Below are 14,853 nucleotides of genomic sequence, written 5' to 3' on the forward strand. Positions count from 1 at the left end.
CTTCTTGGAGTGGGTGAGATCGCCCATGTGGCGGTTCGATATTCACGAGTTGCCCATGCCCCAGAATGCGATCGATACAGAGCATCTTCACCGCCAGACCGGCGGCGATCATGAGCTCGAGCGCGAATTGCTGACCCTGTTCGCCCAGCAGTGCGTCGTGCATCTGCGCACCATCCACGGCAGCGCCGACAGGCAGGCCCGCATGGACGCGGCCCATACCCTGAAGGGCGCAGCCCGCGCCATTGGCGCCTGGCAGGTCGCCGAAGCGGCCGATCGGATCGAGCACGGTCTCGGCGACGCGGAGGCGCGCTTGGCCGACAACGCCCTGGACGAGCTGGCGCTGGCCGCCGCGGAGGCACGGGCCGTGATCGCGCGCTTCGACTGTGCGGCCTGATCGGGGCGCTGCGGCGCAAAACCCCGTTCCTTGCCGCTTTGAAATGCTCTAAGCGGGGCCGTCATCGCCCCGCCGGAGTCTCTTATGCCGAACATCACCTTCATCGACGCTCACGGAGAAAGCCGCACCGTCGAGGGCGACACGGGCTCCACGGTGATGGAGACGGCGATCCGCAACGCGATTCCCGGCATCGAGGCCGAATGCGGCGGCGCCTGCGCCTGCGCCACCTGCCATGTCTATGTCGACGATGCCTGGATGGGAGCGGTGGGCCACGCCGAGCCGATGGAAGAGGACATGCTGGACTTCGCCTTCGACGTCCGGCCGACCTCGCGCCTCTCCTGCCAGATCCGGATCAGGGACGACCTCGACGGGCTCGTCGTGCGCACCCCCGCGCGCCAGGGCTGAGCCCGCTGACCGACGCGCGCCCGGCGCCCTGCCGTATAGCGCATTTTGCGCTGGATCATGGCGCGCGTGCTGGCAAACTCCAGAATGGTTCTGCAACCAGCCTTGGAGCATGCGATGTATAAGTCGATTCTGGTCCCCGTCGATCTCGCGGAGGCCGACCTTGCCAAGCCCGCGATCGCGGCTGCCGTATCCTTTGCCAAGGTGTCGGGCGGTGTGGTGCGGCTGGTCTATGTCCGCTCGCTGGTTCCCGTCACCTACATGGAATTCGTGCCGGCCGATTTCGATACCGAGCAGCAGCAGGATGCTGAAGCGAAGCTCGCCGAGATTGCGGCGAATGTAGACCTGCCCGCCGATCACGTCTCGGCCAAGGTGCTGATGGGCTCGGTCCATGGCGAGGTGTTGGCCGAGGCGGATGCCGCCGGCATCGACCTCATCGTGATCGGATCGCATGAGCCCGGCATGCTGGCCTATGTCATCGGCTCGAACGCGTCGGCCATCGTGCGCCGAGCCAAGTGCTCGGTGCTGGTGGTTCGCTGACCTTCAGTCCGCCCGGCCCGGAACGAGGCTGTCGGGCACTTCACCGGTCGCGAGTTCGCGCGGCCGGTTGAGGCTGACGAGCGGCCACACCTGCCAGAACGAGGCGGCGATCAGCAGGACGCCAAGCAATCCGGCATTGGTCGCGCCCTGCTGGAAGGCCCGCAGCGAGAAGACGGTCAGCATCAGCAACGACAGCGCCCCGACCAGGGCGACACCGAGCCAGAGCGGCTTCGGCCGCCCGGCGACGAAGCGGGCGCGGGGATTGGCCCGCGCGATCGCAGCCGACAGTGCCGAGACGAAGCGGTGATAGCGCGCATCGTCGCGGTCGAGATCGGTCAGAGAGCGCCACGAGAGGTTGCCGAAGGTCACGGTCCGGCCATCGCTGAGCCGCAGCTGCGTCTTGTAGCCTTTGGACGAGATGTTGCCTGGCGCATAGACGAAGCGCACCTGCTCGACGGCGCTGAGCCTGATGCTGTCGACGCGGCGTGTCCGGTCGATCTCGAGGCTGTCGCCGACGAGCTCGTAGCTGATCTCGAACCCAACCGGCTTCGGCCGCTGGCGCCAGCTTGGGGGAGGGGTGTCGTCCAGCTCTTCGTTCATGATCGTCATCGTCAACGCGCCAGAACCCTCATGGCACCGTCCAGCCCGTCGAGCGTCAGCGGGAACATGCGCCCAGCCATCAGCCCGCCGATCTGCCGGATCGACTGGGTATAGTTCCACAGGTGCTGCTGCACCGGATTGAGCCAGACCGATTTAGGAAACCTGTTCACCAGCCTGTTCATCCAGACCTCGCCGGCCTCCTCGTTCCAGTGCTCGACCGAGCCGCCGGGCATCGCGATCTCGTAGGGACTCATCGAGGCATCCCCGACGAAGACGAGGCGGTAGTCGGAGGGGTAGGTGCGCAGAACGTCCCAGGTCGGGATGACCTGATCATGCCGGCGGCGGTTCTCCTTCCAGACGCGCTCATAGGGGCAGTTATGGAAGTAGAAGTGCTCGAAATGCTTGAACTCGGCCCGCGCCGCCGAGAACAGCTCCTCTGCCAGCTCGATATGCCAGTCCATCGAGCCGCCGACATCGAGGAAAAGCAGCACCTTCACGGCGTTGCGGCGCTCGGGCCTGAGCTTGACGTCGAGATAGCCGTGCTTGGCCGTCTCGCTGATCGTGTTGTCAAGGTCGAGCTCGTCGGCCGCGCCGGTGCGGGCGAAGCGGCGCAGCCGCCTCAGCGCGACGCGCAGGTTGCGCACGCCGAGCTCGCGCGTGTCGTCGAAATCCTTGAACTCGCGCTTGTCCCAGACCTTCACGGCCCGGAAGTTGCGGTTCTTGTCCTGGCCGATACGGATGCCTTCGGGATTGTAGCCATAGGCGCCATAGGGCGAGGTGCCGCCGGTCCCGATCCATTTGTTGCCGCCCTGGTGGCGGCCCTTCTGCTCCTCAAGCCGCTGTTTCAGCGTCTCCCAGAGCTTGTCCCAGCCCAGCGCGTCGATCTGCGCCTTTTCCTCGTCGGTCAGGAATTTCTCGGCAAGCTTGCGCAGCCATTCTTCGGGGATGGCTGCCTGCTCGATCGCCTGGCCCAGTGTCTCCATGCCCTTGAATACCTGAGCGAAGACCTGGTCGAACTTGTCGAGATGGCGCTCGTCCTTCACCAGCGTGGCGCGAGCGAGGTAGTAGAATTCGTCGACCTTGTGCTCGGCAAGGTCGGCCTCGACGCCTTCGAGCAGCGTCAGGTATTCGCGCAGGGTCACTGGGACCTTGGCGGCGCGCAGATCGGTGAAGAGGCGAAGGAACATGCAGCCAGCGTCATTCTCGGGCGGAGCGAAGCGTAGACCCGAGAATCGCGTCGAAGAGATGCCGGGGTCAAGCCCGAGCATGACGGCGAGACTCAAGCAGCGTCCACGCGAAGCGCGAACGCCGCTCGATCCCGAACGTTGGCTTACGCCACCGCGTCGGCGAGGTCCTTGGTGACCTTGAACTTCACGACGGTCTTGGCCGGAACCTTGATGGTCGCGCCCGTCGACGGGTTGCGGGCCTCGCGGGCCTCGCGCTTGGCGGCGGAGAGCTTGCCGATGCCGCCGAGCGTGACGTCGTCGCCGCTCTTGAGGGTCTTGGCGACGGTCGTGCCGAGAGAGGCCAGGATGGCGGAGACGTCCGCCTTGGTCTTCCCGGTCTCGTCCGCGATGGCAGCGATCAGTTCATTCTTGGTCATGAAATCCTCCTTGAGAAGGTGCTTCAGGCGTCGCGTGCTGGATGACGGCCGTTCATGCTCGTTTCCGACACGAGCGACCGCGACACATGGATGCTATTCGCGGCGCGCAACTCACGCAGTTGCCACGGTTATCGAGGAAAGACGATGCCCGCGGCGGTAGATACGCACAGAAAACGGCTTCGTTCCGTCGATACAAGGGCTGATAATGCCGCTTTTTAGGGGGACGCGTCCCGACGCGGACTTGGAGACAGGACGAGGAGCGCATCGCGCGAATCAAAACGCCGGCGGATTGGAAGCCCGCCGGCGTTGATGGAAAGCAGGATCAGGCCTGGATGCCGTCGACGTACCAGTCCATCTTGGAGAGCATCTCGTCGCTGGCCGTCTCGCCGGCTTTGAGGCGAATTTCGCCCTTCTGGTCCTTCAGCTCGCCCGTGAAGGGGTGCAGCGTCCCGGCCGAGATGCCCTTGATCACTTCGTCGGCGGCTGCGCGTGCTGCGGGCGTAACGGCGTCGTTATAGGGCGCGAGCCTAACGAAGCCATCCTTGATACCGCCCCAGACGTCGCCGGTCTTCCAGCTGCCGTCCATGACCTCCTTGACGCGCTTGATGTAGTAGCCCGACCAGTCGTCGACGATGGCCGTGAGATGAGCCTTCGGCGCGAAGGCCTTCATGTCCGACGCCTGGCCGAAGGCGAAGACGCCGCGCTGCTCGGCCGCCTGGAGCGGGGCGGCGGAGTCGGTGTGCTGGGTGATCATGTCGGCGCCCTGGTCGATCAGCGCCTTGGCCGCGTCGGCTTCCTTGGCAGGGTCGTACCAGGTCGAGGCCCAGACGACCTTGGTCTTGAAGTTCGGGTTCACCTTGCGGGCGGCGAGGTGGAAGGCGTTGATGCCCATCACCACCTCCGGGATCGGGAAGGAGGCGACGTAACCGGCCTGGCCCGTCTTCGACATGTGGCCGGCGATGGTGCCGATCACGGCGCGGCCCTCATAGAAGCGTGCGTTGTAGGTCGCGACGTTCTCGGCGCGCATATAGCCGGTGGCGTGCTCGAACTTGATCTTCGGGAACTGCTTCGCGACCTGGATGGTCGGGTTCATGAAGCCGAAGGAGGTCGCGAAGATCAGCTGGTTGCCGGCCTGGGCGAGCTGGCGCAGCGCGCGGGCCGCATCCGGGCCTTCCGCGACGTTCTCGATGAAGCTGGTCTTGATCTTCGCGCCGTATTCCTTCTCGAGCGCGAGCCGGCCCTGGTCATGCGTCCAGGTGTAGCCATGGTCGCCGATCGGGCCGACATAGATGAAGCCGACGCCGAGCGGCGCCTGCGCCGAGGCGCCGCGGCCGAGGATCGGCAAGGTGGAGGCGGCGGCCGCGCCGAAGGTCAGCCTGCGGCGGGTGATGATGCTGGTCATTGTCCTGTGAACTCCTCGTTGTCGGTTGCGGCGTCAGGACGCCGAGAAGGGTTTGCCGAGGCAGGCGGGCGCGTCGAGCCGGCCGGTCTTCCGTCCTAGCGACATCATGGTCAGAACCGCAATGGTCGCAAGGTAGGGGGCCATCGCCAGCACCTCCGGCGCGAGCCAGGTGACACCGGCTGCCTTGGCCTGCAACTCCAGCGTCATCACAGCGCCGAAGAGATAGGCGCCGAGCAGCAGGCGGCCGGGCTTCCAGGCCGAGAACACGACGAGGGCGAGCGCGATCCAGCCGCGTCCGGCCGTCAGACGGTCCGCCCACATCGGCGTCAGCGCCAGCGAGAAATAGGCGCCGCCGAGTCCCGCGAGCGCCCCGCCGAAGGCGATCGCGGCATAGCGGATCGCGATCACGGGATAGCCGATGGCATGGGCGGAGGCGTCGTTCTCGCCGACAGCACGCAGGATCAGTCCCGCGCGCGTGCGGCGCAGGAACCAGCTGACGCCCGCGACGAGTGCCAGCGAGAGATAGACGAGGATGTCGTGGCCGAAGATCACCCGCAGCAGCGGGTGTTCCGAAAGCGCCGCCGGAAACACCGGCTGCAGGCGCGTCACGGTGCGCCCGACGAAGCCCGCGCCGATGAGGGAGGAGGCGCCGATGCCGAAGATCGTCAGCGCGAGGCCGGTCGCGACCTGATTGGCCATCAGCGAGAGGGCGAGCACGGCGAAGATCATCGCGGCGGCGACGCCGGCGAATGCTGCGGCGAGGAGACCGAAGCCTGTGCTGCCGGTCGAGAAGGCGACGGCGAAGCCCGCAACCGCGCCGCACAGCATCATGCCCTCGACGCCGAGGTTGAGTACGCCGGCCTTCTCGGCGACGAGCTCGCCCAGCGCCGCGAGCAGCAGCGGCGTCGAAGCCGCGATCAGGGTCATCAGGATGGAGACGAGCATGGCCGTGGTCATGCCGCTCTCCGCTTCCAGACGATGCGCCAGCGGACCAGCACGTCGGTGGCGAGCAGCATGAACAGCAGCATCGCCTGGAACATGCCGGTCGCCGCCTGCGGCAGTCTCACCGTCGATTGCGCGATCTCGCCGCCGACATAGGTCGCGGCCAGTACGATGCCGCCGAAGACGATGCCGAGCGGATTGAGCCGGCCGAGAAAGGCGACGATGATCGCCGTGAAGCCGTAGCCGACCGGGAATTGCGGGGTGAGTTGCCCGAACGGCCCGGCCGCTTCGAACAGCCCGGCAAGGCCGGCGAGCGCGCCGCTGATCAGCAGCGTTGCCCAGGTCGTGCGCGCAGCGCTGAAGCCGCCATGGCGGGCGGCGGCGGGCGCGAGGCCGACGACCTTGATCGCGTAGCCCGCAGTGGTCTTCTCCATCAGCAGCCAGGCGACGATGGCGAGGATGAGCGCGACCGGGATGCCGAGATGGACGAGCGAGCCTTCGAGCACCGTCGGCAGCGTCTGGTCGGCGGTGAACATCCGCGTTTGCGGGAAGTTGAAGCCGTCCGGGTCCTTCCAGGGGCCGCGAACGAGGAAATACAGGAACTGCACGGCGACATAGGTCAGCATCAGGCTGGTCAGGATCTCGCTGACCTGCAGCTTGACGCGCAGGAAGGCGGGGATTGCGGCCCAGGCCATGCCGCCGAGGATGCCGGCCAGCACCATGGCCGGCAGGATCCACCAGCCGGTCATGTCGTAGGTCGCGAGCGCGACGCCTGTGCCGGCGATGGCGCCCATGATGTACTGGCCCTCGGCGCCGATGTTCCAGACATTGGCCCGGAAGCCGATGGCAAGTCCGAGCGCGATCATGATGAGCGGCGCGCCCTTCACGCCGATATCGGCCCAGCGCTGCGGCTCCAGGAGCGGTGTCAGGAAGATGCTCCCGACCGCATGGAAACCGTCATAGCCCATCGCGGTGAAGACGATCATGCCGAGCAGCATGGTGAGCCCGATCGCGATCAGCGGGCTCAGAGCCAGCATCAGCGTGCTCGGCTCGCGGCGGCGGCGCCATTCAAGCATGAACGGCTTCCTCCGCGCCGTGGACGCCGCCCATCATCAGGCCGATCTCGTCGATGCCCAGGCTCGCGACCGGGCGCGGGGCCGAGAGGCGGCCTTCGTTGATGACGCAGAGCCGGTCGGCGAGCTCGAGCAATTCGTCGAGATCCTGCGAGATCACCACCACGGCCGAGCCCTTGGCGGCGAGGTCGACGAGCTCCTGCCGGATCGCGGCGGCAGCGCCCGCATCGACACCCCAGGTCGGTTGCGAAACGACGAGCACGGCCGGCTGCTGGCCGATCTCGCGGCCCATGATGAACTTCTGCAGGTTGCCGCCAGAAAGCGAGCGCGCCAGTGCGGCATTGCCGGTGGTCCTGACGTCGAAGAGCTTGATGACGCCGTCGGCGAAACGCTGGACGGCGCCGCGGCTGATGATGCCATGCGGCGCCAGCGGCAGCCGGTGGCGCGCGGTCAGGACACCGTTGTCGGCGAGCGAGAAATCCGGCACGGCGGCGTGGCCGTTGCGCTCTTCGGGCACGCAGGCGAGGCCGAGCGCCCGGCGCGCGCCGGCGCCTTCCAGGCCGATGGCCTTGCCGTCGAGCTTGATCGCTTCGGCATTGGCAACCAGTTGCTCGCCGGAGAGCGCGGTCAGCAGCTCCGCTTGCCCGTTGCCGGCGACGCCGGCGATGCCGAGGATCTCGCCGGCGCGCGCCTCAAACGAGACGTTCTCCAGATCGGTGCCGAAGGGCGGCTCGCCTGGCAGCGAAAGCCCCTTGGCCTCCAGCCGGACAGCACCGCCGCCGGCCGTCTTGCCATGCTCGATCTTGCGGAGCTCCGCGCCGATCATGAGCTCGGCCATGCGCTTGGTCGTTTCTGCCTTCGGATCGCAGGTCGCCACGACCCGTCCTGCCCGCAGGATGGTGGCACCGTCGCAGAGCGCTTTGATCTCATGCAGCTTGTGGGAGATGTAGAGGATCGAGCAGCCTTCCGCCGCGATCTGTCTGAGCGTCGCGAACAGGCGCTCGACCTCCTGCGGCGTCAGCACCGAGGTCGGCTCGTCCATGATCAGCAGCTTCGGCTTCTGCAGCAGGCAGCGCACGATCTCGATGCGCTGGCGTTCGCCGACCGAGAGCGTATGCACCTCCCGCTCCGGATCCAGCGGCAGCGAATAGGATTGCAGGATCGCGGCGACGCGGCGCTTCAGCTCCTCGCGGTCCACCGCTTCGTCGAGCCCGAGCGCAATGTTCTCGATCACCGTCATCGCGTCGAACAGCGAGAAATGCTGGAAGACCATGCCGATGCCGAGCTTGCGCGCGGCCTTGGGCGAAGGGATCGAGACGGGCGAGCCGTTCCAGGAGATGGTGCCCTCGTCGGCCTGCTGCACGCCGTAGATGATCTTGACCAGCGTCGATTTGCCGGCGCCGTTCTCGCCGAGCAGGGCGTGGATCTCGCCGGGCCGGACGCTCAAGCTGATGTCTTCGTTGGCTTTGACGCCGGGAAAGCTCTTCGAGATATGGGCGAGCGCCAGCCGCGGCGGCACTTCCTGCTCACGCGGCTGATTCATGTTTCGAGCGTCTCCCTTTCGCCGGCTCCCGGCGGCCAAGCAAGCAACGCACCAGCTCGGCTGCCGTCAAGGCCGCGATCACCTCCGGGCGCTTGTCGTCCACATCCGAACCGCCGATCGGGCAGGTCAGGTGCGCCAGCGTCGCACGCCGGCCACCGGCACGCAGGAAGCTGGCCTCGAAACGGGCGCGCTTGGTGCCCGAGCCGATCATGCCGACATAGGCAGCGTCGCCGCGCGCCAGCGCCGACTCCGCCAGACGGTAGTCCAGCGCGTGGCTGTGCGACAGCACGACGAAAGCTGCGTTCGCCGGCGCGCTTGCGATTGCATCGACCGGATCGGCAATGCGGATGCAGGTGACGGCCGGCGGCAGCCCGCTCATGACGTCGTCGCGATCGTCGATCAGCGCAATCGAGAAGGGCAGGGGCGCCAGCGCATGGGCCAGGGCCCTGCCGGTATGGCCGGCACCGAAGATCAGGACAGGGGGCCGCGCCGCCGCCTCCGCCTTTTCGCAGGCGGCGAACAGGGCGATTTCGGCAGCTCCGGCGTGGCGCAGCGAGACGCGCACCCGCCCACCACAGCACTGCCCCATCTGCGGGCCGAGCGGAATGTCGAGCAATTGGTCCTCGGCGCCCTCGCTCAGCATATGCCGGGCGAGGTCGATGCAGTGGAACTCGAGCTGCCCGCCGCCGATCGTTCCCGCGATCGCCGTAGGGCTGACAGCCATGCAGGCGCCGGCCTCGCGCGGCGTCGAGCCTTCCGTGCCCTCGATCCGCACGAGAACGATGCCTTCATGCTGATGTCCGGTGATGAAGGCGGCGAGGGTCATGGAGAACCTCCGCCGTCATTGTGGGGCGGAGCGAAGCGCAGACCCGAGAATCTCTGGCCGGAAAAGGAGTGTTCTCGTCCCGAGATGCTCGGGTCAAGCCCGAGCATGACGCGCGAGGAGCGCAGGCCGCTTGAAAGCCTCATCGTCCCGCTTCCGCTCTTACACGCTCGACCGCGTCCAGAACCCGCTCCGGCGTCGCGGGCGCATCGAGGCGCGGGCAAATCCGGTAATCGCCGACGCTCGCGACAGCGTCGGACAGAGCGTGCAGCACCGAGATCGCCAGCATCAATGGTGGCTCGCCGACAGCCTTGGAGCGATGAATCGTCGGCTCGCGGTTCGGCGCGTTCTCCAGCAGATGCACGTTGAAGATGCGAGGCCGATCCGACGCGACGGGGATTTTGTAAGTGGACGGCGCATGCGTCCAGAGCCGGCCCTTCCTGTCCCAGACCAGTTCCTCGGTGGTCAGCCAGCCCATCCCCTGCACGAAGCCGCCCTCGATCTGCCCCTTGTCGATCGCCGGGTTCAGCGATTGCCCGCAATCGTGGAGAATATCGACGCGCTCGAACTTGTACTCGCCGGTGAGCGTATCGATCGCGACCTCGGCCGCCGCCGCGCCATAGGCGAAATAGTAGAAGGGATGACCGCGCCCGGCCTTGCGGTCCCAATGGATCTTCGGCGTCGCGTAGAAACCCGTCGCCGAAAGCTGGATGCGGGCCAGGTAGGCGGCGGCGACCAGCTCCTTGAATGCGATCTCGCGGGGGCCGATCTTCACGCGCCCTTGCAGGAAGGCGATATCCTCCGGCGCAGCCTGCCAGTGCCTCGCAGCGAAGGCCGTCAGCCGCTGCTTGATCGTCTCGCAGGCGTCGAGCGCGGCCATGCCGTTGAGATCGGAGCCGGAGGAGGCGGCGGTGGCCGAGGTGTTCGGCACCTTGCCGGTGGTCGTTGCGGTGATCTTCACCTGATCGAGCCCGATGCCGAAGGCATGGGCCACTACCTGCGCCACCTTGATGTAGAGCCCTTGCCCCATCTCGGTGCCGCCATGGTTCAGCGCAACCGTGCCGTCCGTATAGACATGCACCAGCGCCCCGGCCTGGTTGAACCAAGTCGCGGTGAAGGAGATGCCGAATTTCACCGGCGTCAGCGCAATGCCGCGCTTGATGATCGGGCTCTTGGCATTGGCTTCGCGGATCGCCGCCTTGCGTGCCTGGTAGTCGCAGCGCCGCTCCAGCTCGGCGATGACATCGGCCGCGATATTGTCCTCGACCGTCTGGTGATAGGGCGTGACGTCCCGGCCCGGGCCGCCATAGAGATTGCGTCGGCGCACCTCCAGCGGGTCGAGCCCGGTGGCATAGGCGACTTCCTCGATGAAGCGCTCGGCCCCGACCATGCCTTGCGGCCCGCCGAAGCCGCGGAAGGCGGTGTTCGAGCATGTGTTGGTGAAGAGCGGCTCCGAGCGGGCGCGCACCGCCGGGTAGAAATAGCAGTTATCCATGTGGAACAGCGCGCGGTCGGTCACCGGCCCCGACAGATCGGCGTTCCAGCCGCAGCGCGCGGCGTAGACAGCATCGAGCGCATGGATGCGGCCGTCATCGTCGAAGCCGATCTCGTAGTCGCAGACGAAGTCGTGGCGTTTGCCGGTGATCGCCATGTCGTCGTCGCGGTCGGGCCGGAGCTTGACTGGGCGCTTCAGTTTGTGGGCGCAGAGCGCGGCGACGCAGGCGAAGAGATTGGCCTGCGTTTCCTTGCCTCCGAAGCCGCCACCCATGCGCCGGACCTCGACCGTCACCGCATGCGAGCCGGTGCCGAGCACGGCGGAAACCATGTGCTGGACCTCGCTCGGATGCTGGGTCGAGACAAGGACGTGCATGTCCTCATCCTCGCCGGGGATCGCCAGCGCGATCTGGCTTTCGAGGTAGAAATGCTCCTGCCCGCCGATCGCCATCGAACCCTTCAGCCGGCGCGGGCTTTCGACGAGCGCGGCAGCGACGTCGCCGCGTTCGAGCTTGAGGGGCGCGGTGACGAGTTGGCCGCCCGTCTTGCGCGCCGCGGCGATGTCGATCAGCGGTACTTCCTCGGCGTATTCGGCCTTCGCCAAGACGGCGGCGTGCCGCGCCTGCTCCCGCGTTTCGGCGACGACGGCAAAGAGCGGCTGGCCGTGGAACAGGATGGCCTCGGTCGCGAAGACCGGCTCGTCATGGAGATGCGTCGAGGAGATGTCGTTGACGCCGGGAATCTCGGCCGCGGTCAGGACGGCGACGACGCCCGGCGCGGCGCGGACGGCCTTGAGATCGAGCGATATGAGCTTGCCATGGGCGATGCTGCTCGTGCCGAGATAGGCATGCAGCAGCCCTTCGGGCGCGGCGATGTCGTCGATATAGAGCGCTTCTCCCGCGACATGCTTGGAAGCGGAATCATGTGGCCGGGCAGAGCCGACCGGCCCGGTTTCCGCCACGATATCAAGCTTGCGACGCGCGTCAGCCATGGGCGGCCTCCGCCAGCAGGCCGGCGACCCGCGTTTCCGTCTCGGGCTGTGTCGTCTCGATCAGGAAGCGGCGCAGCAGGTTGCCGGCGATCTTGACCCGATAATGCGCCGAGGCGCGCATATCGTCGAGCGGCGTGAAATCCTGAGACAGGGCAGCGATTGCGGCACTGACGGCCTTTTCGTCCCAGGCTCGGCCGATCAAGGCAGCCTCGGCCGCAGCCGCGCGCTTCGGAATGCCGGCCATGCCGCCATAGGCGAGGCGGGCCTCGCTGACGCGGTCATCGCTGCCGAGCGTCAGCCGGAAGGCGCCGCAGACGGCGGAGATATCCTCGTCGAAGCGTTTCGAGACCTTCGAGGTGTGGAACAGCATGCCGTCTGCGAGCTTGGGGACCAGCACGGCTTCGACGAATTCGCCGGGGCGCCGGTCCTGCTTGCGATAGTCGAGGAAGAAGCTCTCGAGCGGGATGGCGCGGCGAGTCAGTTCATCCTCACCCGTCATCGCGAGCGCAGCGAAGCGATCCAGGCGCGCGCGCTCTACGTCCCCCTGGATTGCTTCGTCGCTGCGCTCCTCGCAATGACGAGAGGTCAACACCAGCGTCGCGCCCAGCGCGATCAGCGCCGGCGGCAGGTCTCCGATCGGCGAACCGTTGGCGACGTTGCCGCCGATCGTGCCGGCATTGCGCACCTGCTCGCCGCCGAAGCGCCGCATCAATTCATCGAGCTGCGGCGACAGGGCCGCGAGCGCTTCGCGCACATCGATATGACCAGCCATCGCACCGATGCGCAGATGGTCGCCCTCGTCGGTGATGGCGCGCAGCGGCTCGATCCGTCCGAGATAGATCACCGGATCGAGGCGCTTCATCGCCTTGGTGACCCAGAGTCCGACATCAGTCGCGCCCGCCACCAGCGTCGCCTGAGGATGCGCGGCGACGAGTTCGGCCAGCGTATCGACCGTCACGGGGGCGTAGAAGCGCCCGCCTTCGCCTTGCAGGGACAGCGTCTCGTCATCATTCAGGGCGATGAGGCGGCCCGCAATGGCCTCGCGCTCCTGATGGAAACGATCCGCTTCGCGCGGGGCGATCTCGTCCATGCGGCGGCCTGCGGCGATGATCGGCTCATAGCCGGTGCAGCGGCAGAGATTACCGGCGAGCGCATCCTCGATGCGCCCGACACTCGGCTCTGCTTCGTTAAGCCTGAGCGTCAGCAGCGACATCACGAAGCCCGGCGTGCAGAAGCCGCATTGCGAGCCGTGACACTCCACCATCGCCTGCTGGACCGGATGGAGGCTGCCGTCCGCCCCCTTCAGATGCTCCACGGTGAGGAGTTGGCAGCCATCCAGCGTCGGCAGGAAACGGATGCAGGCATTGATCGCCTCGTAGCGCAGCCGCCCCTTGTCGAGCCGGCCGACCACGACGGTGCAGGCGCCGCAGTCGCCCTCGGCGCAGCCTTCCTTCGTGCCGGTCATGCGCTGGTCCAGGCGCAGCCAGTCGAGCACCGTCAAGGTCGGGTCGCAGCGGTCGAGTTCGACCAGCCTGTCGCCGAGCAGAAAGCGCAACATCTCACGCATCCCGCCCGCTCCGCTCGCACAGCCATTTCATGCCTGCAGATTAGGCATGATCCGGCCTTGGCCGGAAGCTTCGATTTGGTGCAGATGTGATGTGGAATTGTGCCGGAGCTGCCCGACGTGACCGCCTCCACCTCCCTCCGCGCCCTGCGCGGCCGCCTCTTCTGGTTCGTCGACGCCCCTGAGACCGCAGGCGAGGGCGCGCATCGCTATGTCGAGGACGGGCTGCTGGTCGTCGAGAACGGGCTGGTCAAGGCGGCAGGCGAGGCGCGGGAACTGCTGCGGACGCTGCCGGCCGATGCCGAGGTCGTCGATCACCGCCCGCATCTGATCATGCCGGGCTTGATCGACGCTCACATCCACATGCCGCAGACTCAGGTCATCGCCTCCTATGGTGCGCAGCTGATGGAGTGGCTGAACAAATACACCTTCGTCGAGGAGCAGAAGCTCGCCCAGCAGGGGCATGCCGAAAAGCTCTCGCGCTTCTTCCTCGACGAGCTTCTGGCCAACGGCACCACCACGGCGGCGGTCTATTGCTCGGTCCATCCGCGATCGGCGGAGGCCTTCTTCGCCGAATCGGAGCGCCGCAACACCCGCATGATCGCCGGCAAGGTAATGATGGACCGGAATGCCCCGGAAGCGCTGACCGATACGGCCGAGAGCGGCTATCGCGATTCGAAGGCGCTGATCGCGCGCTGGCACGGCAAGGGCCGGCAACTCTACGCCGTCACACCGCGCTTCGCGATCACCTCGACGCCCGAGCAGATGGCGGCGGCCGGGAGGCTGGCGGCCGAGCATCCCGACTGCCACGTCCAGACCCATATCAACGAGAATCGGGCCGAGATCGCCTTGGCCCGTGAGCTCTTTCCGCAGGCGGCTGACTATGCCGACATCTATCGGGGCTATGGGCTGCTCGGCCCCGGAAGTCTGATGGGCCACTGCATCCACATGACTCACAATGAATGGAAGGCCTTCGCCGAGACGGGTGCGGTCGCGGTGTTCTGCCCGACCTCGAACCTGTTCCTCGGCTCAGGCCTGTTCGACTGGGCCCATGCCCGGCAACGCGGCGTGAAGGTTGCCGTCGCGACCGATATCGGCGGCGGCACCTCCTATTCGATGCTGCGGACCATGGCTGAGGCCTACAAGGTGCTGCAGCTGCAGGGCCAGTCGCTCTCGGCCTTCGCGGCGCTGCATGCGATCACGCTCGGCAATGCCGTCGCGCTCGGCCTCGATCATCTGATCGGGAGCTTCGAAACCGGCCGTGAGGCGGATGCGGTGGTGATCGATACGGCTGCGACGCGGGCTATGGCGCATCGCATGGAGACGGTGCGAGATCTGGCGGAGGAGCTCTTCGTACTCGTCACGCTCGGCGACGAGCGCAACGTCGCCGCGACCTATGTGATGGGGGAGAGGGTGGGGCGCGTGGAAGGCGCTCCCTGACGCCAGCCGTCATGGTCGGGCTTGTCCCGACCATCCACGTCT

Annotated in this window: 14 protein-coding genes; 4 read left to right on the top strand and 10 right to left on the bottom strand. The window is 66.8% G+C overall.

The window, feature by feature from the left end:
- Positions 1-55 precede the first annotated feature (55 nt).
- The 3 genes from AC1DNE_RS09660 to AC1DNE_RS09670 all read left to right on the top strand — a co-directional run bounded on the left by AC1DNE_RS09660 (position 56) and on the right by AC1DNE_RS09670 (position 1,336).
- Positions 56-394 (top strand): Hpt domain-containing protein, encoded by a 339-nt coding sequence (locus AC1DNE_RS09660; protein WP_441468662.1) that lies wholly within the window; start codon positions 56-58, stop codon positions 392-394.
- 84 nt (positions 395-478) lie between these two features.
- Positions 479-799 carry a 2Fe-2S iron-sulfur cluster-binding protein gene (locus AC1DNE_RS09665; RefSeq protein ID WP_441468661.1) on the top strand — a complete coding sequence of 107 codons (321 nt, stop codon included), beginning with the start codon at positions 479-481 and terminating at the stop codon, positions 797-799.
- A gap of 114 nt (positions 800-913) precedes the next feature.
- Positions 914-1,336, top strand: coding sequence for a universal stress protein (locus tag AC1DNE_RS09670; RefSeq protein ID WP_441468660.1), 423 nt, complete (start codon positions 914-916; stop codon positions 1,334-1,336).
- Between the two features lie 3 nt (positions 1,337-1,339).
- On the opposite strand, the gene AC1DNE_RS09675 is transcribed toward AC1DNE_RS09670, so the two are convergent.
- The 10 genes from AC1DNE_RS09675 to AC1DNE_RS09720 form a co-directional block, all read right to left on the bottom strand.
- On the bottom strand, positions 1,340-1,936 hold the full coding sequence (locus AC1DNE_RS09675; protein WP_441468659.1) for a hypothetical protein: 597 nt from the start codon (positions 1,934-1,936) through the stop codon (positions 1,340-1,342).
- An 11-nt stretch (positions 1,937-1,947) separates the two neighbouring features.
- Positions 1,948-3,123, bottom strand: a complete 1,176-nt coding sequence (locus AC1DNE_RS09680; RefSeq protein ID WP_441468658.1) for a vWA domain-containing protein — start codon at positions 3,121-3,123, stop codon at positions 1,948-1,950.
- A 143-nt stretch (positions 3,124-3,266) separates the two neighbouring features.
- Positions 3,267-3,566, bottom strand: a complete 300-nt coding sequence (locus tag AC1DNE_RS09685; RefSeq protein ID WP_441468967.1) for an HU family DNA-binding protein — start codon at positions 3,564-3,566, stop codon at positions 3,267-3,269.
- Between the two features lie 295 nt (positions 3,567-3,861).
- Positions 3,862-4,941: a BMP family ABC transporter substrate-binding protein gene (locus AC1DNE_RS09690; protein WP_441468657.1), complete on the bottom strand. Its 1,080-nt coding sequence runs from the start codon at positions 4,939-4,941 to the stop codon at positions 3,862-3,864.
- A gap of 33 nt (positions 4,942-4,974) precedes the next feature.
- A complete protein-coding gene (locus AC1DNE_RS09695; RefSeq protein ID WP_441468656.1) occupies positions 4,975-5,898 on the bottom strand; it encodes an ABC transporter permease in 924 nt (307 codons plus the stop codon).
- The gene (locus AC1DNE_RS09700; RefSeq protein WP_441468655.1) at positions 5,895-6,959 is read right to left on the bottom strand and encodes an ABC transporter permease; all 1,065 of its coding nucleotides are present in this window, start codon (positions 6,957-6,959) and stop codon (positions 5,895-5,897) included. The genes AC1DNE_RS09695 and AC1DNE_RS09700 overlap by 4 nt, the downstream gene beginning before the upstream one ends.
- The gene (locus AC1DNE_RS09705; protein WP_441468654.1) at positions 6,952-8,499 is read right to left on the bottom strand and encodes an ABC transporter ATP-binding protein; all 1,548 of its coding nucleotides are present in this window, start codon (positions 8,497-8,499) and stop codon (positions 6,952-6,954) included. Before AC1DNE_RS09705 ends, AC1DNE_RS09700 begins: the two co-directional genes overlap by 8 nt.
- A complete protein-coding gene (gene xdhC / locus AC1DNE_RS09710) occupies positions 8,483-9,325 on the bottom strand; it encodes a xanthine dehydrogenase accessory protein XdhC (protein WP_441468653.1) in 843 nt (280 codons plus the stop codon). Before xdhC ends, AC1DNE_RS09705 begins: the two co-directional genes overlap by 17 nt.
- A 139-nt stretch (positions 9,326-9,464) precedes the next feature.
- On the bottom strand, positions 9,465-11,807 hold the full coding sequence (gene xdhB / locus AC1DNE_RS09715; RefSeq protein ID WP_476764952.1) for a xanthine dehydrogenase molybdopterin binding subunit: 2,343 nt from the start codon (positions 11,805-11,807) through the stop codon (positions 9,465-9,467).
- Complete coding sequence (locus AC1DNE_RS09720; RefSeq protein WP_476841020.1) at positions 11,800-13,374, bottom strand: xanthine dehydrogenase small subunit; 1,575 nt, start codon at positions 13,372-13,374, stop codon at positions 11,800-11,802. Before AC1DNE_RS09720 ends, xdhB begins: the two co-directional genes overlap by 8 nt.
- Positions 13,375-13,491: 117 nt before the next feature.
- Between AC1DNE_RS09720 and guaD the strand changes: the two genes are divergently transcribed.
- Positions 13,492-14,811: a guanine deaminase gene (guaD, locus tag AC1DNE_RS09725; RefSeq protein WP_441468650.1), complete on the top strand. Its 1,320-nt coding sequence runs from the start codon at positions 13,492-13,494 to the stop codon at positions 14,809-14,811.
- Positions 14,812-14,853 lie beyond the last annotated feature (42 nt).

The sequence above is a fragment of the Allobosea sp. 05L423 genome, from assembly GCF_056397745.1.